This is a genomic window from Salinimicrobium catena, from assembly GCF_900102915.1.
Lineage (GTDB): Bacteria > Bacteroidota > Bacteroidia > Flavobacteriales > Flavobacteriaceae > Salinimicrobium > Salinimicrobium catena.
This window is the reverse complement of sequence record NZ_FNGG01000002.1, coordinates 271425-295321: the sequence shown is the minus strand read 5'-3', so window position 1 is coordinate 295321 and position 23897 is coordinate 271425. Positions and strand designations below refer to the sequence as shown.

The window sequence follows — 23897 nt, the reverse complement described above, 5'->3', positions numbered from 1 at the left end:
GTCAAAAATTTAAAAATAGGTGGCTTTCAATTGCAACCCCTGGGTTTCAAGGAACCCGAAGATCAGATTCATGTTTTGAACCGCCTGCCCTGAAGCTCCTTTCAACAGGTTATCCAGTACACTTGTGATCAAAAGTTTGTTCCCGAACTTTTGAAGCCTCAGCAGGCACTTGTTGGTATTGACCACCTGTTTCAAATGCAATTCTTCTTCAACCACAAATGTGAAAGCGGCGTCCCCGTAAAATTCCTGGTAGATCTTCATGGCCTCTTCCAGGCTTCCATCAAAACGAGTATAAGCAGTACAATGAATACCTCTTGAAAAATTCCCCCTGTTCGGGATAAAATTTAATTCCGAAGAAAAATTCGGCTGAAAGCTTTTTAAGCTCTGCCCGATCTCTGCCAGATGCTGATGTTCAAAGGCCTTGTAAGCCGAAAAGTTATTGTCTCTCCAGGTAAAGTGAGTGGATTCAGAAAGGGAGGTGCCCGCACCGGTGGCTCCTGTCACTGCATTTATATGCACATCTTCCTTTAATAGGCCATTTTTAGCAAGTGGTAAAATCGCCAGGGTGATGGCTGTCGCGAAACACCCGGGATTTGCAATGAGATTGGCTTTTTTTATCTCTTCCTTGTTTAACTCCGGAAGACCGTATATAAAGGAATGATCTTCAGCAGCCATTCGAAAATCGGTGCTAAGGTCTACAATCTTTGTATGATCTGAAAACTGGTTTTCCTGAAGAAATTTCATTGAATTTCCATGGCCCAGACATAGAAAAACCACATCTGCTTCAGGATTGATCTCTCCGCTGAAAGTGAGTTCAGTTTCCCCCAGCAGGTCCTGATGAATACTGCTCACGGGCTTTCCTGCCTGGGAAGTGCTGTAAATAAAATCCAGTTTCACTTCAGGATGTCTCATTAAGATCCTGATCAGTTCCCCGGCCGTATAACCGGCCCCGCCTATAATTCCTGCCTGTATCATGCTTCCTGTTTTACGTACTGATAGATCTTCCCGGCATTCGAACTTATCTTAATGAAACCTTTGGCATCATTTGCCGTCCAGGCCTTGTTCTCCTCTCCGTATTTTCCGAAGCCGTTGTTCATAAGATCATATTTTGATTCAATGCCATCCAGAACAAACCTGTAAGGATGTAAGGTCAAAAAGACCTTTCCGGTCACCTGTTCCTGCGAACTCTGAAGGAAGGCTTCAAAATCGCGCATTACAGGATCCAGGTACAAACCTTCATGCAGGTGCATTCCATACCAGTTGGCGATGTAATCCTTGTGCTGAAGCTGCCATTTGCTCAGGGTATGTTTTTCAAGCAGGTGATGTGCTTTGATGGTTATCAATGCCGCAGCAGCTTCAAAACCAACCCTTCCCTTGATCCCGATAATGGTGTCTCCAACATGAATGTCTCTCCCTATCGCATACTTCGAGGCTATGTTTTCGAGGATCTCAATGTTTTTCTCAGGAGAATTTTCCTCATCATTTACCGCTGTCAATTCTCCTTTTGTAAATGAAAGGCTAACCTGTTTTGGTTCCTGCACCTGTAATTGGGAAGGATATGCGGTTTCAGGTAACGGCTTATCAGAAGTGAGGGTTTCTGCTCCTCCAACGCTGGTACCCCAAAGCCCTTTATTCACCGAATATTTAGCTTTTTCCCAGTTCATCTCCACCCCGTTAGCCTTCAGGTAATTGATCTCTTCCTGTCGGGTGAGTTGATTATCCCTGATGGGAGTAATGATCTCAATTTGGGGGGCAAGGATCTGAAAGATCATATCGAACCGCACCTGGTCGTTGCCGGCACCGGTACTTCCGTGAGCGATGTATCTAGCACCGATCTTTTTCGCGTAATTCACGATCTCGATGGCCTGAACGATCCTTTCGGCACTTACTGATAGCGGATAGGTATCATTTTTCAATACGTTCCCAAAAATGAGGTATTTGACCACCTTTTGGTAAAAGGAAGAGATCGCATCAATGTTTGTATATGAGGTTGCCCCTATCTTTTCTGCATTCCCTCCTATTTTCCGGATCTCTTCAGAAGAAAATCCCCCGGTGTTCACACTCACGGTATGAACCTCGAATCCCTTGTCTTTAGACAAATATTTGGCGCAATAGGAAGTATCCAATCCGCCGCTATATGCTATTACTACTTTTTCCATTTTATTCAATTTTGTTTGGCCGGAAAGCACAGGTTATTCAACTGCTTTTTCCTTCTCTTTCTTGTAAAAAAGTGTTTGTTTAATATTCTTTAATCTCTTAAAAGCCTTTTCATTTAGCTTCTCCCTCTTTTCCAAAGGTTTCTTTTTAGCCGGATCATACAACATGCCTGTACAAAGGCACATTTTGCGCTCGGTGCGAGTGAGAATATCAAAGTTCTTACAGGTCTGGCATCCGCTCCAGAAGGTCTCGTCATCTGTAAGTTCAGAAAAGGTTACGGGTTGGTACCCCAGTTCGTAATTGATCTTCATTACTGCAAGGCCGGTAGTGATCCCAAAGATCTTGGAGTTAGGATACTTCTTTCTGGACAGCTCAAAAATGGCTTTTTTGATGTCTTTTGCAAGGCCCTGGTTCCTGTAATCTGGATGCACGATCAAACCCGAATTGGCCACGAACTTCTCATGGCTCCAGATCTCTATGTAACAAAAACCAGCGAACTTGTCCCCGTCTAAAGCGATGATAGCATTGCCATTCGACATCTTTTTCAGGATGTACTCGGGGCTCCTTCGGGCAATACCTGTCCCGCGAACCTTTGCCGATTCTTCCATCGTGTTACAAATGATCTCCGCATACTTAGCATGAGACTCGTTAGCAATGACAATTTTCATATGCTAAAAATTTAAAGTGAAAAGATTAATGAGTTTTTAAAGGGGGAACCGGACTCACCTAAGTTCCAAAAGATTAAGCGCGCACAAACGTGCGCCGGAAACTGCGACAGCGCCTAAAAGAACTTTCGGGAGAGATCCTGAAAATAAAAACTAAAAATATGTGGGTAATGTGGTTCAATATAAAGAGATCAAATAATTAAGGACTTTGGCGGATGTAAATATATCCTTACCTGCGGCGGTTATAGAACCGGCGCCTTAAAAATGGCCTTATTATTTGCAGTATCGAAATCACGGCGGTAAAAGTATATTATATTTTAATACCGGTCCCCAATTAAGTTTTAAAATTTCAGAAAGGGCATGTTAAAATCACAACTTGCTGGTAAAAGGCTAATTACAATCAAGACTTTGACAAAAAATATTTTCTTCCATCTATTTCTAAAATTGTAATTTGGGCATGGTCTAAGTTCGCTTTTCATGAATCAAAGAAATTTCATTCCTTCAGAAAATAATATTCTGGAAATTATTCAGAGGCAAAAGGCTTTTTTCAATTCCGGGGGAACCAGAGATATTAATGTCAGGATTAAGAAGCTGAAGGCATTGGAAGACAAGATTCAAAAGCGAGAAAAGGACATTTCCAAAGCCCTTTACAACGACTTTCAAAAACCCGAATTTGAAACGGTTGTCACAGAGACCTCTTTCATCTTAAGCGAGCTTAGGTATATCATTAAGAACCTGGAAAAATGGGCGAAGCCGAAAAAGGTAAAAAGCAGCCTTCTTAATTTTCCTTCTAAGGATTTTATTCTTTCAGAGCCCTACGGCTCCTGCCTCATCCTCGCGCCCTGGAATTACCCTTTTCAACTGAAGGTTTCGCCTGCCATTGGCGCTATTGCCGCCGGAAACACGGTTGTGCTTAAACCCAGTGAATACGCTCCCTATACCTCGGAAATTGTCAGGGAAATATTTGAAGAAGTCTTTGAACCCGAATGGGTACAGGTGATAGAGGGAGATGCTTCTGTATCTCAAAGGCTTCTGGAGGAAAAATGGGATTATGTTTTTTTCACCGGAAGCGTTCCTGTAGGGCGCAAGGTCAACCAGGCTATCGCGCCGCACCTTACTCCTGCCACGCTGGAACTCGGCGGGAAAAGTCCGTGTATTGTTCACCGCTCGGCTAAAATTGACCTGGCCGCGAAAAGGATCGTGTGGGGAAAGTTCATCAATGCCGGCCAAACCTGTATCGCGCCCGATTATCTTCTAATAGATGCTTCTGTAAAAACTGAATTTATTGAGGCCGTAAAAAAGGAGATCACAGCAGCTTTTGGGGAGCACCCGAAATCTTCCCCCGATCTTGCCCGCATCATCAACCAAAAGAACTTTGAGCGCCTCAATGCCTTACTGCACAATGAAAAATGTATCATAGGCGGCGCAACAGATATCGATTCCCTCTACATCTCTCCTACTCTTTTAGATGAACCGGGCCTCGATTCGGAGGTCATGAAAGATGAGATCTTTGGGCCCATCCTTCCGGTGATCTCCTACACTTCAGAAGCTGAAATTGAGCAAATCATCAATAAATATCCCAAGCCTCTTTCCCTCTATGTCTTTTCCGAAGAAAAGAAGTTTTCAGAAATGATCCTGAAAAAGTTCAGTTTTGGAGGAGGCGCTATTAACGACGTGATCGTGCACATTGCCAACAAGAACATGCCGTTTGGCGGAGTAGGCAACAGTGGATTTGGCGCTTACCACGGCAAATATTCTTTCGACACTTTTTCGCACAAGAAGAGCATCAGCAAGCGTGCCACCTGGCTGGACGTGCCGCTTCGATATGCGCCCTACAATGGGAAACTGAAGCTGGCGAAAAAGCTGCTTAAGTATTTTTAGGATTCTTCTTTTTCAAAGAATAAAGATCTTTTCGACGATCGGTAAGGTTACGCACACTTCCAAAAGCATGAAGTTCCTTCAACAGGTCAAGATCAACATCCACCAGCAGCGTACTTTCGGTGTTGGGGGTAGCCTCAGCCTTGATCCCGTTCACCGGGAATGAGAAATCTGAAGGCGTGAACACGGCGCTTTGCGCATACTGAATATCCATGTTGTTCACCTTTGGCAAATTACCAACAGAACCTGCAATGGCCACATAACATTCGTTCTCTACCGCACGGCTCTGGGCACAAAGTCGTACGCGAGAATAACCGTTCTGGGTATCGGTCATAAAGGGTACAAAAAGAATGTTCATTCCTTCGTCTGCAAGAATTCGGGAAGCTTCAGGGAATTCCACGTCATAACAAATAAGGATGCCTATCTTTCCACAGTCGGTATCCATGGTCTGCAGCTTGCTCCCGCCCTTCATACCCCAGGCAGAGGCTTCGGCCGGAGTGATGTGCAGCTTCTCGTACCGCTCATAACTTCCGTCCCTTCGGCACAAATAGCCCACATTGTACATGTGCTCGCCAATGATCTGCGGCATACTACCCGTGATAATATTGATATTATAAGTGATGGCGAAATCTACAAAGGTCTCCAACAGTTTATCGGTATACGAGGCAAGCGAACGAATGGCTTCGGCCTCATTAAGATGGTTATACTCCGCCATTAGCGGCGCATTGAACAATTCCGGAAACAGAATAAAATCGCTCTGGTAATCGCTCACTGCATCCACGAAAAATTCGATCTGGGATACGAGCGCTTCAAAATCCTTGAAAAGCCGCATCTGCCACTGTACCAGTCCAAGCCTTACTACGGTTTTTGGAGTTAAGATAAGCTTATCGGGCTTAGTGTAGTAGATATTGTTCCACTCCATCAAAGTGGCGAATTCCTTGCTCTCGTGATCTCCTGCCAAATAGCCTTTGATCACTTTTTTTACGTGGAAATCATTGGAAAGCTGAAAAGAAAGAACGGGATCATGAATCTCCTTGATCTTTACCTTTTCAATGTACTGCTTCGGGGTTAATTCCGCAGCATATTTTGCGTAATTGGGTATCCTCCCTCCAAAAATGATCGACTTCAGGTTTAACTGTTCGCATAGTTCCTTTCGGGCTTCATAAAGCCGTCGTCCCAGCCGCATTCCGCGATATTCTGGGTGAATGAAAACATCAATTCCGTAGAGAACATCACCATTCTTAGTGTGGGTAGAGAAATTTTCGCCACCGGTGATCTGCTCATAGGTGTGATTGTCGTCGTATTTGTGGTAATCTACGATGATGGACAATGCACACCCCGCTATTTTTTCATCGATAATGATACAGAACTGGCCTTCGGGAAACTTTTTGATCAGGTTCTTGATCTCTTTTTCACTCCAATACTCTTCAGCAAGACTCCCATAGCTCTCCACCATAGAGATCTTCAGTTCCTTGTAATCTTTTACGCTAAGGTTGCGCAACTCAATTTTAGCCGAATCTATCACTTGCAATTTTTTTTACGAAGATATTGCTTTAAAAAATCTTTTTAAAATGTATCTCAGTTCTTCTGAAGGGGTTATTCATTTTAGGGTAGCTACAGATGAAACAGATCACTTTTTTAGTTCAAAATACACCCTACTTTTTCAAATCTCATGATTTTCACTAATTTAGACAGGACAGAGGTGCCTGATTCCTGATGATCTTTCTGAGTGTAGGGTTTAAGTTGGTCTTCAGGACAGCACCTCATTTTTGATGCCGAACTGAAATTTTTCTCCGGGAATTCGCTGCGCTATAATATTGATCCCTCTCTCAGTTAATTGCAGGATTCTGGGATATCCGCCTGTAGTTTGCCCGTCTCTCATGAGCACAATGAGTTTTCCCGAAGGTGTAAGCTGAACCGTACCGGGCAACACAGGCGAAGTTAGAATGGCTTCAAGATTGTTCGGAAATACTTCGGAAAGCTGAAAACCCATCCGATCACTATATTTACTCAATGTAAACTCTGAATTCTTTAGTTTTTCTGCTTCTGAAGAAATCAGTCTGTCAAATTCAGGTCCGGGTAGAACTTCAACTTTTACGGCAGATAGATGTTCTCCTTGTTTGATGGCAGCGTACGAATTCACTAGTTCACCTGAAGCTTCGGCGTCGTACGGAAGTTTCATTCCTTTCACAAGCCTGTAAACAGAGGTGATCCCTTCATAAAAGCTTCTGCTCTTCAAAACTTTGGGGGTTTGAAAACCGCCTCTTACTGCCAGGTACGCCCGGCAGCCCAATATTCTTCTTCCAAATTGCAGGACATCTCCTGGGTTTATATCGATCACATGATTGTTTTCAACCGGCTTTCCGTTCACCTCCGGTGACAAAACCGCTCCGGTAATAGCAATAGCTGTGGCTGCCGAAAATCGTACTTTAGGGCCCATCTGGGTGACCTCCATGACAGAGGCATCTTCCGGATTATTGAGCAGCAAATTTGCCATTTTAGAAGAAAAGGAATCCATTGCCCCGCTTACCGGTACTCCGTACTTCATGAAGCCATACCTCCCGCCGTCCTGGATAGAGGTGAAAAGACCGGGATGTAAAACCTCTACTTCAGCCGACATACAGTTCGTTTTTAAATTTGAAAATTCCATCATCCACCTCCTTTTGAATTCTCTCATGCTCCTCCAGATCTATCGCATAAAATTTCAGTTTATCACCGGGAGAAATTTCGCAGGGCGGGATCTTATTTTTGTCAAAAAGAGGTACCGGGGAATTACCAATAATTTGCCATCCGCCGGGACTGGTTTTGGGATAAATTCCGGTCTGATTTTTACCTATGCCAACAGCCCCCTTTTCGACCCTCATTCTTGGCTGCTCCTTACGCGGAAATTGCAGTTTTTTATCGAGTCCTCCCAGGTATAAAAATCCGGGTAAAAATCCGATGAAATAGACGGTATAAATTGGCGCAGAGTGAAGCCTGATTATTTCCTCTTTTGAGATCTTCTTCTGCTGTGAAATGAGTTCCAGGTCAAGAGCAAAAGCCTCCTCATAACACACCGGAATTTGAAAAATTTGCTGTTCAGTTTTATTGTGTATATTAGCCTTCTCCACAAGGGTTTTCACCTTTAAAACCTCATTATAAACATCCTCTATAGCTAAAGGGTAATTTATTAATAATGAACTAAATGTGTTTATCACTTCAACCTTTTCTTTAAGTAATTCTTTTTGCAGGAATATTTTTAGCCGGAGCAGTTTTTCAAGCAACTGTTCACTGATCTCAGGTTGAAAATCAATGAGGATCCCCCGCTCTCCCAATGGTTTGATCTCCGGAAAATACCTCATGAAACATTCTTTATTGTAATGTCATTTTCGAGGAACTTACGATGCAGGAATTGAAGAATTTCGACGGAATTTGGAGTGTCGCTGTGCAGACAAAAAGTATCTGCCCTACAGTCTATTTTTTCACCGGAATTGGTGGTAATTTTCCGGTCATTGAACATGGCAAAAAGATGGTCAAAAACTTCTTTTTTTTGAGTGATGAGCGCGTTGGATTTTAGTCGCGAAACAAGGCTGTGATCGGAGTTGTAATTCCGGTCTGCAAAAGCCTCGAAAATCACCCGAAATTCCCCTTCTGCCATCCTCACGATCACCGAATTTTCGGGAGAGTAAAGCACGGGCAGATCATCAAATTCCCGAAGCGCATCGAGTACAACAGCTGCCGTTTTTTCATCTTTCTGACAGTCGTTGTAAAGAGCGCCGTGAGGTTTTACATGTACAAGGCGTGCACCTTCAGCTTCAGTGATCTGTTTTAAAGACAGGATCTGGGCCACGAGAGAACGCTTCAGTTCTTTAGGATCTATTTTGATGCTGATCCTTCCGAAGTTCTCCTTATCGGGATAGGAAGGATGTGCTCCTATTTCCACCCCATGTTTCATCGCCAGGTCAACGGTATGCTGCATAGTCTCCAGGTTCCCGGCGTGACCTCCGCAGGCAATATTACAGGCAGAGATAAGTGGCATGATCTCCTTATCATGGTTTCCTCCTTCTCCCAGGTCACAGTTGATATGAATACTTCGCATTTTTCTGGCTTTTTTAAATTCCTTCTAATACCGTGTAAATTGATTTCGCGCCCAGGAAAATGGTCACAGCGATGATCAATGTTCCCAGAACATTCTGAAGGACAGAATTTTTATGTTCTCCCATTACTGAAGCTCTGTTCACGATCCAGAACAGGAAGATGGCAACTACCGGCAACAGGATACCGTTAGCAACCTGCGCAAACTGAATGATCTCTACCGGCTTAAGCCCTAGCGATGAAAAGAACACGCCAAGCAATAGGACTCCGGCCCAGACCATTTTGAACTTTATTGAATTTAATCCTTTTTTCCATCCTAAACAACCTCTTACCACATAAGCTGCTGCCAAAGGAGCGGTAATAGAGGAAGAAATTCCTGCAGCGAACAGGCCAAGGGCAATGAAAAAAGTAGCGTAACTGCCGAACAGAGGTTCCAGGCCGGCAGCAAAATCGGCTGCTGTGGTTACGCTGGTAATCCCTGAAGCGGCCGCTGTTATAACAATGGACATGCTAACAACTCCACCCAGCAAAATGGCCCAGAAAAGCTCTTTTCGGGCGATCTTCAAAGCCTGCTGTCCCTTCCACTTTTCGCCTACCAGTGATGCGTGCAGAAAGAGATTATAAGGCACCACTGTAGTTCCTATTAAAGCCATAACAGTTAGCAAACCAGCACTTCCGCTTTTGGGAATAAAAAGGCCTTTTAGAAGAGGGATTACTTCAGGCCGGGTCATTACGGCGGTAACCACAAATGAAATGCTCATAATAGCTACGAGAGCAATAAATACTTTTTCAAGGATCTTGTAATTTCCTATTGCCAGTAAAATAAAGGCGATCAACCCTATCACCAGGCTCCAGAGATCCAGGCTTATTGCACCTATTTCAAGGACGGGCGAGGGCACCACGGCCGACATTCCCAGCACGGCGCCGGTGATATTTCCCGCTTCATAAGCCGCGTTGCCCAGAACAATGGCGGCAAAAATGAGGATAATGGATAACCATTTAAAGATGGGATTTTTGACCTCTTCCCTTATCACTTCGCTTAGCCCTCTACCTGTGATGATCCCGAGTCTTGCGGCCATTTCCTGCAGAACTATGCAGGCAATGATAGACAATAACAGCGCCCATAGCAGGGAGAAACCAAAATCAACTCCTGCAAGGGTACAAACGGTGACCGTACCGGGGCCAATAAAAGCTGCCGAAACAAGCACCCCCGGCCCCACATTTTTTAACCAGTTTCTCACTGCTTAGGCCTTGATTCCTGAAGCGCATACAGCGCAAACGATCCCAACCAGTGGCCGCCTTCGTATGTGTCTCCTACCAGGTTTGGAAACGAATAGGAGATGTGCTGATTTGCCACAGTTTTCAAATGGCTGTAACGCTTTGGATATTGATTTGCCAGGCCGTGAAGCACCCAGGCACGACTAAAATTAAGTCCGTCCAGGTGTACCAGTTTCCCGTCTGTCCTATCAGAAACTTCGGCCACCTCAAGGGCGAATTCCTTGGTCTTGAGCTGCGGCATGAAATCTTCCATCCATAACCTGAAGGCATTTTCGGGAAGGACGCGACGCATGATATCAATTTCCGAAAAACAGGGAGAAAGGAAATCAAATCCACTTGGCTCCCATGCCAGCGGACAGTTGTCATCATTCAGATAAAAATCCCTGGCTCTTTTTTCGATGAGCTTCTGGAAATCCTCTTTTTGGGTAGCTTTGGCATAGTCATAAGCCAGCGATAGCGCGAAAGCCGTGTTAGTATGCTCTCCTACTCTAATTGGGTAAACCAGCTTCGGAAGGAATTCCTTGAATTTCGTGGTGATCAGGTCAGTTAGAGGCTGTAGGTTCTGCTCCAACTCCCTGGCCAATGGATCGTCCCAGGTATGCAGCTCTTCCGCCAGCTTCAGCAGCCATGCCCATCCATAAGTGCGCTCATAAGAACCCTCTTCAGCATTCTGAAAATACTGCACCTCTGCCTGAATGTTTTCAGCAGAAAGGGAAGCCTGCAGCTTCTCTCTTATTTCCTGCTCCTTTTTAAGTTCAGGGAATCCTTTCAGCAAACTCACCAGGGTCCAGTGCCCATGTACTGATGAATGCCAGTCAAAACAACCATAAAAGGCGGGGTGCAGCTCTTTTGGCTCGCCAATCTCAGAAGAATTAGCTAAGGTCTGATTAAGTTTATTGGGATATTCGACATTTATACAGTCCAGCGGAAGCTGAGCAAGCTTGTTTGCCTGCTCCAGACTTAGCTGCACCGGTTTTTGTCCCTCCAGAACAGAGGTGGCTTCCTCGATAAGCGTAGAATCTTCTTTGGTCTCCATCACCTGTTGTGGTTCGTTATCATTTCCTTTACAGTTCACCATTGCTATGGCAGTTAGTAATAAAATTATTCTTTTCATTTTAAGTAGGTTTTCATGTTTCTTTTAGCCCAGCCATCCTTCCCGGTCAAGGCTTCGGTATTGAATGGCCTCACTGATGTGTGCACCTTGAATTTGTTCTGTGTTCTCAAGATCGGCAATGGTCCTGGCCACTTTCAGGATCCTGTCATATGCCCTGGCAGAAAGATTCAAACGTTCCATAGCCGTTTTGAGCAGGCCTGAAGAAGTGGCGTCCAGGCCACAATGTTCCCTTATCTGCCTGCTGCTCATCTGCGCGTTGTAATGCACCTTTTCATCATTTTCAAACCGCTGGGTTTGCTTTTCTCTTGCCGCCGTGACCCTTTTCCTGATCTCTTTACTGCTCTCTCCCCTTCTCTCTTCGCTAAGTTTTTCAAACGGCACAGGCGTTACTTCGATGTGTATATCAATTCGGTCGAGTAAAGGTCCGCTGATCTTGCTCAAATATCGCTGCATCTCTGAAGCCGAGGTAGTAACAGGAGCGTTAGGATCATTGAAATACCCTCCCGGACTCGGGTTCATACTGGCCACCAGCATGAAGCTAGACGGATAGGTAACGGTGAACTTGGCACGGGAAATGGTCACTTCCCGATCTTCCAACGGCTGTCTCATCACCTCTAAAACACTTCTTTTAAACTCCGGAAGTTCATCTAAAAAGAGAACTCCATTATGTGATAAGGAGATCTCCCCGGGTTGCGGATAGGCTCCGCCGCCGACTAAAGCTACGTCTGAGATCGTGTGGTGCGGACTCCTGAATGGGCGGTGCGCCATTAACCCTGCGCTTTCCTTTAATCTACCCACCACGCTGTGGATCTTGGTGGTTTCCAAGGCCTCGTGAAGGGTCATTGGCGGCAGGATACTGGGAAGTCGCTTTGCCAGCATGGTCTTTCCCGCTCCCGGAGGACCGATAAGAATTATATTATGTCCGCCTGCTGCAGCGATCTCCATACAACGTTTAATGGATTCCTGCCCCTTGACATCGGCGAAATCATGCTCGGGGTTCTCGAGTTCGTTGTAAAATTCCTGCCGGGTATCGATCACCGTTTTTTCCAGTTCTTCGCCTTCATCAAAGAACCTGATCACCTCCTCGATATTTTCGACTCCATAAACATCCAGGCCTTTTACAATAGCCGCTTCTTTTACGTTCTGCTTTGGCAGAATAAAACCTTTAAAGCCCTCCTGTTTAGCCTTTATAGCTATGGGAAGTGCTCCTTTTATGGGCTGCAGGCTTCCGTCAAGGGAAAGCTCTCCCATAATGATAAAGTCTGAAAGATTTTCGGCCCTTATCTGGCCCGAGGCGGTGAGGATGCCAATGGCAAAAGTAAGGTCATAGGCCGATCCTTCCTTCCGAAGATCGGCAGGGGCCATATTCACAGTGATCTTCTTTCCCGGAAAGTTGCGGCCGACATTTTTCAAGGCGGCCGCTATCCGGAAACTGCTTTCTTTTATGGCAATGTCGGGTAACCCGACGAGGTGATATCCAATACCGGAGTCTACGTTCACCTCTACCGTTATGGTAGTGGCTTCCACGCCAAATACAGCACTCCCGTAAACCTTTACCAGCATTTAAAAAAATGTTTTTTTAAATGTAGTAAAATTATGAATAAGGGTCCTTAACCCTGCACCTTTAACACATTTTTGCGATAGTAGTCAAGAATACCATCTATAGGACGTTGTACAAAATTTCCCGGTTCAAGTCGGTAAGGCTGTAAAGCGTCTTTTATGATATCCTGGGAAAAATATGCTATAGATCCTACAAAATGAATTGGAACATTCTGAGCTTCCTTGAAACACAACACCCTGTGCTCAATGAAGTTCTGCATTCCTTCTGCGATCAGCTGATAGAAATAGCCGTTTCGTTCATTTTTAAAGATGAATTCGGCAAAATGCGCCAGGTAGGTATTAGGATTTTCCTTTTTGTAGATATTCTCTTTGATGGTGTCTGAAGAAAGATCGTATTCTTTTTCAAATTTATCTGCCAGTTCCTTTGGCATTTTCTTGTAATAGTAATCCCTGATCAACCTTTTTCCGAAGTAATTTCCGCTGGCTTCATCCATAAGGATATATCCGAGAGAGTCAACTGCGGTTCGCACGGTCTTGCCGTCAAAGTAACAGCTGTTGGAACCGGTACCAAGAATACAAACAATTCCCGGTTTATCGGTCACGGCATAAGCCGCCGCAACCATATCCTCCTGAACCTGGACCTCACTGGCGCTAGCAAAATACGCTTCCAGTATCTCCTTTAATTTAGCGGTGGGTTTTGGGGTACCACAACCTGCACCATAAAAATGAACCCGCTCTACCCTGTCCCTTACCTGTTGAAGGTCAAGGTTCTCTTCCAGTCTTTCCTGAAGCACTTCGGCTTTGAAAACTGCAGGATTCAATCCTTTGGTGCGTGTTTTAAGCAGCTGCTTTCCTTCAGAATCCAATAAGATCCAGTCACATTTGGTTGAGCCGCCGTCTGCAATTAAAATCATAGTAAAAAATTAATAAAAAACCCTGAACGCGGTTCAGGGTTTTTAAATATTATTAAAGTGAAGCTACATGTGCAGACATTTCAACAAGCTTAGCCGAATATCCATACTCGTTATCATACCAGGCGATCAATTTGAAGAAGTTGTCATTGAGCGCGATCCCTGCCCCTGCGTCAAAATTACAGGTATGAGCATCAGACACGAAATCCTGTGACACCACTTCTTGTTCGGTATAGGAGATCACTCCTTTGTAGTCACCTTCGGCAGCCTCTTTAAAGGCTTTTTTGATCTCTTCGTAAGTAGTTTCTTTTTCGGTCCTTACAGTAAGGTCAACCACAGAAACATCGGCAGTCGGTATCCTGAAAGCCATTCCGGTAAGTTTTCCTTTTAGTTCAGGAATTACTTTAGTTACTGCTACGGCCGCACCGGTAGTACTTGGAATGATGTTTTGCAAGGCGCTTCTACCCAAACGGTAATTCTTGCGAGAAGGTGAATCTACAGTGAATTGCGTCGCGGTTGCGGCGTGAACGGTAGTCATCAATCCTTCTACCAGGCCAAATTTATCATTGATCACTTTGGCAAGCGGCGCAAGACAGTTAGTTGTACATGAAGCGTTAGAGATCAAAGTATCTTCAGCTTTAATGTCCTGGTGGTTAACCCCCATCACATACATTGGAAGGTCTTTGGAAGGCGCAGAGATAACCACTTTTTTGGCCCCTGCGGTAAGGTGCTTACCGGCTCCTTCTTTCCCGGTAAAAATTCCGGTACATTCCATTACTACTTCTACTCCTGCTTCATCCCATTTAAGATCTTCAGGATTCTTTTCTGCGGAAACACGGATCTTCTTACCGTTCACCACCAAATGCCCGTCCTGAACTTCAACAGTCCCATCAAATCTTCCGTGCACGGAATCATACTGAAGTAAATATGCCAAATGCTCAACATCAAGCAGGTCGTTTACGGCAACTACCTCTACATCTTCTCTTTTGGAAGCGATCCTGAAAGCGATCCTTCCAATTCTCCCAAATCCGTTTATTCCTATTTTAGTACTCATAATTCAATTGTTTGTAATTATACTGTGGTGATATTTAACACCCTTCTTAATTCCTTATCTAAAGGTTTTTGTTCCTTTATAGCTACCTCAAAATCTACCGAGGTTACTATTTTGTTAGTGATTCCGATCATGACATTGCTTTCTCCTCGCAACAGCGCTTCTATTGCGCCAACACCAAGCCTGCTGGCCAACACCCTGTCATAACAGCTTGGAGCGCCACCACGCTGAATGTGCCCTAAAACAGAGACACGAATGTCATATCCTTCAAGATTTTCCCCTATGAAATCGGCCAGTTCAAAGATGTTCTTACCACTCTTTTCTCCTTCAGCCACTACGATGATGCTTGAAGTTTTTCCGGCCTTACGGCTTTTCTCCAGAGAATACATCATTTGCTCCACTCCCTTGTCTTCTTCTGGGATCAGGATCTCTTCAGCTCCTGCTCCAACTCCGCTGTTCAAGGCAATGTCACCGGCATCGCGGCCCATCACCTCCACCAGGAAAAGTCGGTTATGAGAACTCGCTGTATCACGGATCTTGTCAATGGCATCTACCACCGTGTTCAAAGCGGTGTCATACCCAATGGTGTAATCGGTTCCGTTGATATCGTTGTCTATGGTCGCAGGAATTCCCACTACCGGAAAGCCGTGCTCCTGTTGCAGAAGCATGGCACCTGTAAAGGTACCGTCCCCTCCAATAACCACCAGCGCATCAATGCCGGCCCTTGTAAGGTTGCGGGCAGCTTTCTCCCTTCCTTCTTTGGTGCGGAATTCTGCAGAACGTGCAGACTTGAGGAAAGTTCCTCCCCTGTTGATCACGTTCCTTACAGACCTTGCGGTCAATAGCTCAAAATCATTTTCGATAAGGCCCTGATAGCCTCTGTATATCCCGATGCAATCGAGGTTGAAGTAAGCGCAGCTTCTGGCTACCGCTCTTATCGCTGCGTTCATTCCGGGGGCATCTCCTCCGGAAGTCAATACACCTATTTTCTTGATCTTTTCTAACATTAATGTAAAGCTATTTTAATTAGAGAATATAACCTAATTTGCCTATAAACTCAAACGTTTTCGGTTAATAAAAAATAAAAATGCTCCTTTTTAGGAGCATTTTTGCAATTATTTTTGAGAAATTTTAGTTATTTAATAATACTACATATTCCCAGGGTGAAAATTTATGATCGGGCTTGTCCGAAGCGAAATCTTGCTTACCCATGTAGACCTGAAATTCACCTTCAAGTTCTAAGGTAAACTCGGTTGGCTCATCGCTCATATTGGCGATATACACCATTTTCTCCCCGTTCGCACTTCGTTCAAAAGCAAGTATGGATTCGTCTGCCGAAGTGGTCAGTCTGTTATAAGCTGCTGCTTCCTTGCCGCCGTGCAGCGCCGGATTTTCATTTTTCAGCTCTCCCAGCTTCTTGAGGATAGGCCACATCTTTCCTTTTGTTTTAGGAATAGTATCTTTTTCAAAGAACAATAACCGCTTGTCCATATCGTATTCCTGCCCGCTGTAGATCAAAGGCATTCCGGGAATGGTATAGGTCAAAGCCACCATAGCTTCAGATGCTTCTCCCATTCTCTCTCTCACTGTTCCGTTCCAGGAATTCTCATCGTGATTGGTCACAAAGTTCATTAAGTAATCATCTTCCTGATAAGTAGTGTCGATCTTCTTCATGTACGCATCCCATTCTTTTACAGTGATCTCTCCCTTTGCCAGCTGGTTCATCAAATGGTGGCCTTCCCAGTTGTAACCCATGTCAAAGGCATTGTGAAAAAGCTCCTTTTCTTCAGATTCCGCCAGCATGAAGACCGGTTTTGTTTCCTCGAGCTGCGGCAAAGCCTGCTCCCAGAACTCAGTTGGTACTTCCCCGGCAACATCAGCCCTAAAGCCGTCGATGTCGTGCTCGTCGATCCAGTATTTCATTTCGGCGGTCATGTCTTTCCATAACTCCTTGTTTTCATAGTTAAGATCGGCAACGTCTGTCCAGCCCCAGGATTCCCCTGTCGCAGGATTTAGAGGATCTACAGGTTCCCCTTTTTCGTTCTGAGTGTAATATTCAGGATGTTCCTCCAGCCAGTGATGGTCCCACCCGGTATGGTTCGCCACCCAGTCAAGGATCACGTACATCCCATTTTCATGGGCCGTCGCCACTAATTCGTCGAGATCTTCCTTGGTCCCGAAATTCGGGTTTACTTCAGTATAGTCTGAAATCGCGTAATAACTTCCCAGGTATTTTTTCCTTTCTTCAGGGTCCTCGATATCCTCCACGCTCAGATCACCCGTAGCCTTGCGCTTTGTTTCTGAGATCGGATAGATAGGCATTAACCATATCACCTTCACACCCAGCTCTTTCAGCTGCGGAATGTCTTCGGTAAAGGCGTCAAAAGTACCTTCGGGCGAGTATTGCCTTATATTGGCTTCATAGATCACTGCCGACTCCATAGCTTCGTTGGAAACCGGCTCAATTCGCTCTTCCTGAACGACCTCTTCCTGCACCTGTTGCCTAGGTTCGTCTTTACAGGACACAAGAGTCATGAGCCCCAGTAGAAAAATGCTTATTTTCTTCATAAAATTGGTTTTTTAATTGATAATAATCGTGGTTTTGTCCCCTTTTACTCTAACGGGAACCGTTAATTGCTTTTTTTCGTTGAATTCAGGTTTTACTTTGCTGCCGTTCACCTCTATTTTCTTCGGAAGAAAATTCAGGTTATGGATGATAAGTTCAGTTTCCTGAATTTCCGGATCTTTTTTCGCTTTTCCGGGCTGTCTTTCCATCTCAATGAGCCATTTTTCACCCTCTCTTTTACTGCGGAAAAGAAGCAGCTCAAAATTGCCTTTTTCAATAGTATTGGCAGTTATCCCATCATCCTGGAACAGGCTGCCTGAACTTTCCTTTACCTCCTCATCGAAAAAGTAATGAATCTCGATCTTTTCTGCGGAAAAATCTTCAGTGGTCTGTACGATTTCAGACATAGGAACAAAAGCTCCGCCCCTTATGAAGGTAGGAATGTGCTCTTTTTTCAGCTGAACTGTGGCTGATTCACCTCCAGGGTACTTTTCGCCGGAATAAAAGTCGAACCAGTTGGATTTCCCCGGAAAGTAGATCTCCTTTTCGGAAATATTCGGTCTTACGACAGGTGAGACCAAAAAGGCATCTCCCCAGAGATAGGTATTGGAAACAGCATAAAGTCTGTAATTGTCAGGTTCTTCAAAGAACAGCGGCCGCATTAAAGGCAACCCCTCAACCGAATTTTTAAAGGACAGCGTGTAATTGTACGGCAACAGCCTGTAGCGCAGCTCAATGGCTTTTTTAGCCAGTTCCATCACTTCAGGTGTCCTGAAAACAGGTTCAGAAGGCACGGCTTCCTGCGCATGCGGTCTGAAAACCGGCTGAAAAACCCCGTACTGAAGCCAGCGCACGTACAGCTCATCATCATAATGATCCCCGGCAAAGCCGCCGAGATCTGAATGCATATAAGCCAAGCCCTGTAATCCCATTTGCAGGGAGATCTCGGACTGAGCTTTGAGTCCGCCCCAGCTTCGGCTCACATCGCCAGACCATGGAATAAGGCCATAGCGCTGGGAACCCGCGGCCCCGGCACGCATGAGAATAAACGGTCTTTTTAACGGGTAATTCTCCTGATATCCTTCATACAACATTTTTGCCCAGTAATGCCCGTAGATGTTATGAACCTCATCAGCTGTTCCGCCATGGTGCTGTAATTCTTCCGGGTGCACCTCGGGTTCTCCCAGGTCGCCCCACCATCCGGCCACGCCCATTTCTGCCAGGCCTTCATAGATATCCCAGAACCATTTGCGGGCTGTGTGATCAAAAATGTCAATTAGGCCGGTGTTTCCGAAGTAAAAATCATAAGTAAAAGGATTTCCTAAAGTATCAGTCGCGAGCACATTTTCAGACACTGCCTCCTCCCACCTGTTGGAAGTGGTTAGAACAAAGGGTTCTGTGACGAGGATGGTCTTCACCCCTTTTTCAGCAAGCTCACTGATCATCTTTTCAGGTTGGGGAAAAGAATCTCTTACAAAAGCGAGATTTCCCATAGTGCCTTTGATATCATGCCCAAACCAGAAAAGGTCAAGGATCACGGCATCAACAGGGATTTTCTCATTTTTAAACTTTTCAATGGTCTGCTCTACCTCTTTTTGGGAATGGTAACCAAAACGACTGGAAAAATTACCCAAAGTCCAACGTGGCGGGAGCGGCTGTCTACCCGTCAACAGCGTGTAATTGCCAACAACAGCTTCCCAGGAGTCGCCAGCCACAAGCTGGTAAACTTTTCTGCCGTTAATGGTCTCATATGCAAGTGTGTTGTCACGACCACTGTCCAGATCAAGATAGCCGATGGGTGCATTGTCAAAATGAAGCGCGTACTTCTTGGAAGACAATACTACCGGCAAAGTATAGTTCAAAAGTTCACTTTTCGAACCATATCCGTAATGCGCCTGGTTATACAGTTTCAACCTGTGGCCACGGCGGTTCATACCCAGTGCCCGGGCGCCTCCTCCAAACAGCATTTCAGGTTCGGTAAGATTGAAATCTAGTTTTTCGTGATCTTCGGTTCTTGAATATCCTGTCTTTTCTGAAATGATCTTTTCTCCTTTGAAAAAATACGAGACCTGAAAAGGGCTTTTTTGGATCACCACATCAATTCCTTCTGAATCTATGAGCACCGACAAAGAGTCTTCAGTAAGCTCAAAAGGAACCTGCTGCGGCTGCAGTACCACAGCGTGTGATCCTGTTGAAATTTCTTCTCCCGAAGGCAAAAAGCTGGTTTCAATGATCTCCGGCGTGTAGGGTGTAAAAATGTATTTCCCGTCACCGGTCTTTACCTCTACAGAATTCTCAACCTGCCTTACCTCCAAAAATTCCCTTTCCGGATTCTGTCCATACAGGGTGATCGAAAACAGAAAAGCAAGGCAAAAGCTATATTTTATAAGACCGGTGTAGAAATTCATTTTCAAATCTTACTCAGTCTTAGTTGTGAACATATATGCTCCTTCGGCAGGCAGCTCCAGGGTTTTGTCCCATAAAAATTCTTCTTCTGTAATTATGTTCTGCAGCGTAGCACCTTCAAGTCCTAGCTCCTCAAATCGCTTCAGATCCAGTTTCACGGATTCTTCGTTCTTGTTCAGGATGATGATCACCTTTTCATTATCTGAACTTCTGGTAAGGAGATAAATTCCGTTTTCCGGAGCAAAGTGAACGGTCTTTCCTGAATGTATGGCCTCACTGTCCTTTCTGTAGTTCAGGACCTTTTTCAGGTACTCCTGCATTTCTTTTTGTTCCGCAGAAAGACCCTCTCCCGAAAATGCATTGACCGAATCATTTTTCCAGCCGCCGGGAAAATCGGTCCTGATAAGGCCGTGGTCTCCGGGTTTGGCAGTATCATTCATCAGGATCTCAGTTCCGTAGTAGATCTGCGGGATCCTGGGCAACATCAACAGGTAGGAAACTGCCATTTTTGTCCTGGTCACGTCTTCGTTCAGCTGGGTAAAGATGCGGCTCATGTCATGGTTATCTGGGAAGATCATGATGTTCTCCGGCGAGGCATAGGCAAAGTCATTGGCAAGCCCCTCATAGATCTTCACCAACCCGGTATCCCAGCGTTCCTCTTCATTAAGCGCCTGTACGATTTTGGATTGCATGGCAAAGTCCATGGTGGCCGGTAGATTGGGATCATACCCGTCTTTATTGTCCACCCCTTCCTGCCAGTATCTTATCAGCAACGGATTATTGCTCCACTCTTCCCCAACAATGGTGAAGTTGGGATATTCGGTCATGATGGCTCCCGCCCAGTCACTCATGAATTCCTTTTCGGGGTAAGGGTACGTGTCCTGGCGAATGCCGCCAAGGCCAAGGGTCTCGATCCACCAGATGCTGTTCTGCGTAATATAATTGGCCATAAAAGGATTACGCTGATTAAGATCGGGCATGGAATCCACGAACCAGCCCCGGGTCATACCTTTTTTATCTGCTTCGGAAGCATACAGATCCTGGTTTGTAGTGCGCCTGTGGTTGGAATAGACCACCGGCTCATTGTCTTCATATCGTTCCTGAAAGTTGATCCAGTCATTGAACGGAAGGTCTTCCATCCACCAGTGCTCCACGCCTGAGTGGTTAGCAACCTGGTCCATTATAAGCTTTATACCTTTTTCACGGGCTTTATCGGCAAGTTCTTTGTATTCTGCCAGGGTCCCAAACCTGGGATCCACTTTATAGAAATCGGTCATAGCGTAGCCGTGATAAGACCCGGAATGCATATCATTGATCAATAACGGAGAAGACCAGAGTGCCGTGAAGCCCATATCCTCGATGTAATCCAGGTGCTGAATGATCCCCCTTATGTCACCGCCGTGACGGGCGTAATCATCTTTACGGTCAATGGTAGTTTCGTTAAGGTGGTTGAAAATGTCGTTAGAAGGATCACCGTTGGCAAACCTGTCTGGAGTGATAAGGTAAACAGCATCTGAACTATCAAAACCAACATAATCTTCCGCCGGTTTTGAACGCTCTTTCAGTTCATATTGGATCGTCTCCTTCTTCCCATTCTCGTATTGAAAAACTATTGGAAATTTCCCTGCCTTGGCTCCTTTTTCGATCTTAAGGTCCAGGAACAGGTAATTAGGGCTATCGGCCCGGGTTATCCTTTCTAGCTCAATTCCGTCCTTGGTGATCTTTGGAGTTGCAGAACCTATATTTTCACCATAGACCATTAATTGCAAAGAAGGATCTTTAAAACCTGTCCACCAGTTTGGCGGCTCTACCCTTTCGATTTGTCCAAAGGTAATTCCGCTTAACAACAAGAACAGAAATAAGAGAGGTCTTTTCATTTTTAGAAATATTTAAAAAGCTCCCCGACGCATCAGGAAGCTTTTTGATTTTAAACTGTTATTAGATTATTTGGTTCAACTACAATAGAATTTCCTTTTACCAGGATCTCGAGATTTTGGTCTCCTTCCAGAATAAAGCTGGTCTTCTCTGGAGCCACATTTATCTTAAGGATCTGGTTCCTGAAATTGATCTTAAAAGAAAAGCTCTTCCAGCCATTTGGGATCTGCGGATCAAAAGACAATTTCCCGTTTCTGATCCTCATCCCTCCGAAGCCTTCTACAACGCTCATCCAGGTACCGGCCATACTGGTAATGTGACAGCCCTCTTTCACTTCATTATTGTAATCATCAAGATCCAGCCTTGAGGTTCTTAAATAGAACTGGTACGCCTGCTCCATTCTTCCCAAAGCCGCAGCCTGAATGCTATGCACACAAGGTGAAAGGGAAGATTCATGCACGGTCAAAGGTTCATAAAAATCAAAGTGCTTCTCCAGGTCTTCTTTTGAAAAGTGGTCTTCAAAGAAGTAGAAGCCCTGCAGCACATCGGCTTGTTTAATATAGCAGGAGCGCAGAATACGATCCCAGCTCCATTTCTGGTTAATGGGCCTTTGCGCTTTGGAAAGTTCAGAAACCGGTACGATCTCTTTGTCAAGGAAATTATCCTGCTGTAAAAAAACCTGGTATTCTTCGGAATAAGGGAAATACATCTTATCTGCAACTTCCTGCCATCCGGCGATCTCTTCCGCAGAAAGTTTGGTTTTTGACATTATCCTTTCATAGTCTGAAGAATAGTCGCTCTTTACCTTCTCCAGGTTCTCGATACAGTATTCCATACACCATTTTGCGATATAATTGGTGTACCAGTTGTTATTGATGTTGTTCTCGTACTCATTAGGACCTGTAACCCCAAGAATCACATATTTATCTTTCTGGCGACTGTAGTTGGCTCTTTGCTGCCAAAAGCGTGCAATGGCGATCATCACTTCGAGACCCTTTTCAGGAATATAATCGTAATCTCCGGTATAATCCACATATCTTTTTATGGCAACCACCATGGCACCGTTACGGTGTATTTCTTCAAAGGTGATCTCCCACTCGTTATGGCTTTCTTCCCCGTTCATGGTCACCATTGGGTAAAGGGCGGCCCCATTTGAAAAGCCGAGTTTTTCAGCATTTTCTATGGCCTTGTCCAGGTGATTGTACCTGTAGGTCAAAAGATTCCTGGCCACATGCTGGTCTTTGGTAGCCATATAAAAAGGAATACAATAGGCTTCTGTGTCCCAATAGGTGCTTCCGCCGTATTTCTCCCCGGTGAAACCTTTAGGCCCTATGTTAAGACGGGCATCTTCCCCAAGGTAGGTCTGGTTAAGTTGAAAAATGTTGAACCTTATTCCCTGCTGTGCCTTGACGTCACCTTCAATAGAAATATCGGCCATTTCCCAGATCTTCGCCCAGGCCAGTTTTTGTTCCTGAAGCAATTTTTCGAATCCGCTATCTACAGCATTATCCAAAACTTTCCCAGCTGCCGCGGTAAGTTCCTCACGTTTGTGGTTCATGTCTGTAACGTAACCTCCAAACTTGTGCAGGTTCACCTTTTCGCCCTTTTTGGCTTCGGTAGTGTACCTAAAAGAGATCTTTTCTTCAAATAATACTTCCTTGGCTTCGGTATTGATTTCACTCCCGTTCCTAAACAATTGAGACTGCATGAAAACGGTAGCATGAAATTCGGTTTTAAGGGTCTTTGAGGTAATAAAGGCCTTATGATCAACGGTTTTCACCTCCAGGGTTTCCCAGAATTTTTCCTCCCAGTTGGCATCTTCATTGGTGATCCCGCTGTCAATATAGGGTTCAAACACTATGGTGGCATCTGAATTCAATGGCTCCACCTCAAAATTGATCGCCCCCAGCTCGTTCCTGCTAATGGAAAGGAAACGCGTGATCTTCACTCTCATTTCAATATTATTAGGCAGGGTGGCCACAAAACTGCGCTCATACCAGCCTTCTTTCATATTGAGTTCTCTTCGGAAATCCCTAACCTCCTTACAAGTGAACAGGTCCAATGACTCTCCGTTTACCAGTACATTGATCCCTATCCAGTTGGGGGCATTGAGCACTTTGGCAAAATACTCGGGGTAGCCGTTCTTCCACCACCCTACTTTGGTCTTATCTGGATAATAGACTCCTGCAATATAGCTTCCCTGAAAGGTCGCACCTGAATACTGCTCCTCAAAATTGGCACGCTGACCCATGGCCCCGTTCCCAAGGCTAAAAAGGCTTTCAGATGATTCTACTCTGCCGGCCTCAAATCCTTCTTCAATTATTGACCAATCGTTTGGTTTTATATAATCCTGATTCATTTC

At 44.9% G+C, this 23897-nt stretch carries 18 protein-coding genes; 1 reads left to right on the top strand and 17 read right to left on the bottom strand.

Annotated features, from left to right (window positions below; translation table 11 throughout):
* Positions 1–9: 9 nt before the first annotated feature.
* The 3 genes from argC to BLS64_RS05905 are packed head-to-tail and all read right to left on the bottom strand — an operon-like array spanning position 10 to position 2825.
* Positions 10–975, bottom strand: coding sequence for an N-acetyl-gamma-glutamyl-phosphate reductase (argC, locus tag BLS64_RS05915; RefSeq protein ID WP_093112593.1), 966 nt, complete (start codon positions 973–975; stop codon positions 10–12).
* Positions 972–2159 (bottom strand): argininosuccinate synthase, encoded by a 1188-nt coding sequence (locus BLS64_RS05910; protein WP_093112592.1) that lies wholly within the window; start codon positions 2157–2159, stop codon positions 972–974. Before BLS64_RS05910 ends, argC begins: the two co-directional genes overlap by 4 nt.
* A 33-nt stretch (positions 2160–2192) precedes the next feature.
* Entirely contained in the window at positions 2193–2825 is a 633-nt protein-coding gene (locus BLS64_RS05905) for a GNAT family N-acetyltransferase (protein ID WP_093112591.1), read from the bottom strand.
* Between the two features lie 474 nt (positions 2826–3299).
* On the opposite strand from BLS64_RS05905, the gene BLS64_RS05900 reads away from it, so the two are divergent.
* Positions 3300–4703, top strand: coding sequence for an aldehyde dehydrogenase (locus BLS64_RS05900; RefSeq protein ID WP_093112590.1), 1404 nt, complete (start codon positions 3300–3302; stop codon positions 4701–4703).
* On the opposite strand, the gene BLS64_RS05895 is transcribed toward BLS64_RS05900, so the two are convergent.
* The 14 genes from BLS64_RS05895 to BLS64_RS05830 form a co-directional block, all read right to left on the bottom strand.
* Entirely contained in the window at positions 4690–6225 is a 1536-nt protein-coding gene (locus BLS64_RS05895; protein ID WP_176763447.1) for a carbon-nitrogen hydrolase family protein, read from the bottom strand. The genes BLS64_RS05900 and BLS64_RS05895 overlap by 14 nt on opposite strands.
* A gap of 225 nt (positions 6226–6450) precedes the next feature.
* Complete coding sequence (locus tag BLS64_RS05890; RefSeq protein ID WP_093112589.1) at positions 6451–7320, bottom strand: 5-oxoprolinase subunit C family protein; 870 nt, start codon at positions 7318–7320, stop codon at positions 6451–6453.
* Positions 7310–8041, bottom strand: a complete 732-nt coding sequence (gene pxpB, locus BLS64_RS05885) for a 5-oxoprolinase subunit PxpB (RefSeq protein ID WP_093112588.1) — start codon at positions 8039–8041, stop codon at positions 7310–7312. The genes BLS64_RS05890 and pxpB overlap by 11 nt, the downstream gene beginning before the upstream one ends.
* Positions 8038–8778, bottom strand: coding sequence for a 5-oxoprolinase subunit PxpA (pxpA, locus tag BLS64_RS05880; RefSeq protein WP_093112587.1), 741 nt, complete (start codon positions 8776–8778; stop codon positions 8038–8040). Before pxpA ends, pxpB begins: the two co-directional genes overlap by 4 nt.
* Before the next feature lie 13 nt (positions 8779–8791).
* A complete protein-coding gene (locus BLS64_RS05875) occupies positions 8792–10015 on the bottom strand; it encodes an Nramp family divalent metal transporter (RefSeq protein WP_093112586.1) in 1224 nt (407 codons plus the stop codon).
* Positions 10012–11166, bottom strand: coding sequence for a DUF2891 domain-containing protein (locus BLS64_RS05870; RefSeq protein ID WP_093112585.1), 1155 nt, complete (start codon positions 11164–11166; stop codon positions 10012–10014). Before BLS64_RS05870 ends, BLS64_RS05875 begins: the two co-directional genes overlap by 4 nt.
* 24 nt (positions 11167–11190) lie before the next feature.
* A complete protein-coding gene (locus tag BLS64_RS05865) occupies positions 11191–12729 on the bottom strand; it encodes a YifB family Mg chelatase-like AAA ATPase (RefSeq protein WP_093112584.1) in 1539 nt (512 codons plus the stop codon).
* Positions 12730–12776: 47 nt separating this feature from the next.
* Complete coding sequence (locus BLS64_RS05860) at positions 12777–13640, bottom strand: BadF/BadG/BcrA/BcrD ATPase family protein (RefSeq protein WP_093112583.1); 864 nt, start codon at positions 13638–13640, stop codon at positions 12777–12779.
* Between the two features lie 52 nt (positions 13641–13692).
* Positions 13693–14691: a type I glyceraldehyde-3-phosphate dehydrogenase gene (gene gap / locus BLS64_RS05855; RefSeq protein WP_093112582.1), complete on the bottom strand. Its 999-nt coding sequence runs from the start codon at positions 14689–14691 to the stop codon at positions 13693–13695.
* Positions 14692–14708: 17 nt separating this feature from the next.
* Complete coding sequence (gene pfkA / locus BLS64_RS05850; protein WP_093112581.1) at positions 14709–15695, bottom strand: 6-phosphofructokinase; 987 nt, start codon at positions 15693–15695, stop codon at positions 14709–14711.
* A 124-nt stretch (positions 15696–15819) separates the two neighbouring features.
* The gene (locus BLS64_RS05845) at positions 15820–17256 is read right to left on the bottom strand and encodes an alpha-amylase family glycosyl hydrolase (RefSeq protein ID WP_093112580.1); all 1437 of its coding nucleotides are present in this window, start codon (positions 17254–17256) and stop codon (positions 15820–15822) included.
* Between the two features lie 12 nt (positions 17257–17268).
* Positions 17269–19662, bottom strand: coding sequence for a glycoside hydrolase family 31 protein (locus tag BLS64_RS05840; RefSeq protein ID WP_093112579.1), 2394 nt, complete (start codon positions 19660–19662; stop codon positions 17269–17271).
* A 9-nt stretch (positions 19663–19671) separates the two neighbouring features.
* Complete coding sequence (locus BLS64_RS05835; protein WP_093112578.1) at positions 19672–21537, bottom strand: glycoside hydrolase family 13 protein; 1866 nt, start codon at positions 21535–21537, stop codon at positions 19672–19674.
* Positions 21538–21587: 50 nt separating this feature from the next.
* On the bottom strand, positions 21588–23894 hold the full coding sequence (locus BLS64_RS05830; protein ID WP_093112577.1) for a glycoside hydrolase family 65 protein: 2307 nt from the start codon (positions 23892–23894) through the stop codon (positions 21588–21590).
* Positions 23895–23897 lie beyond the last annotated feature (3 nt).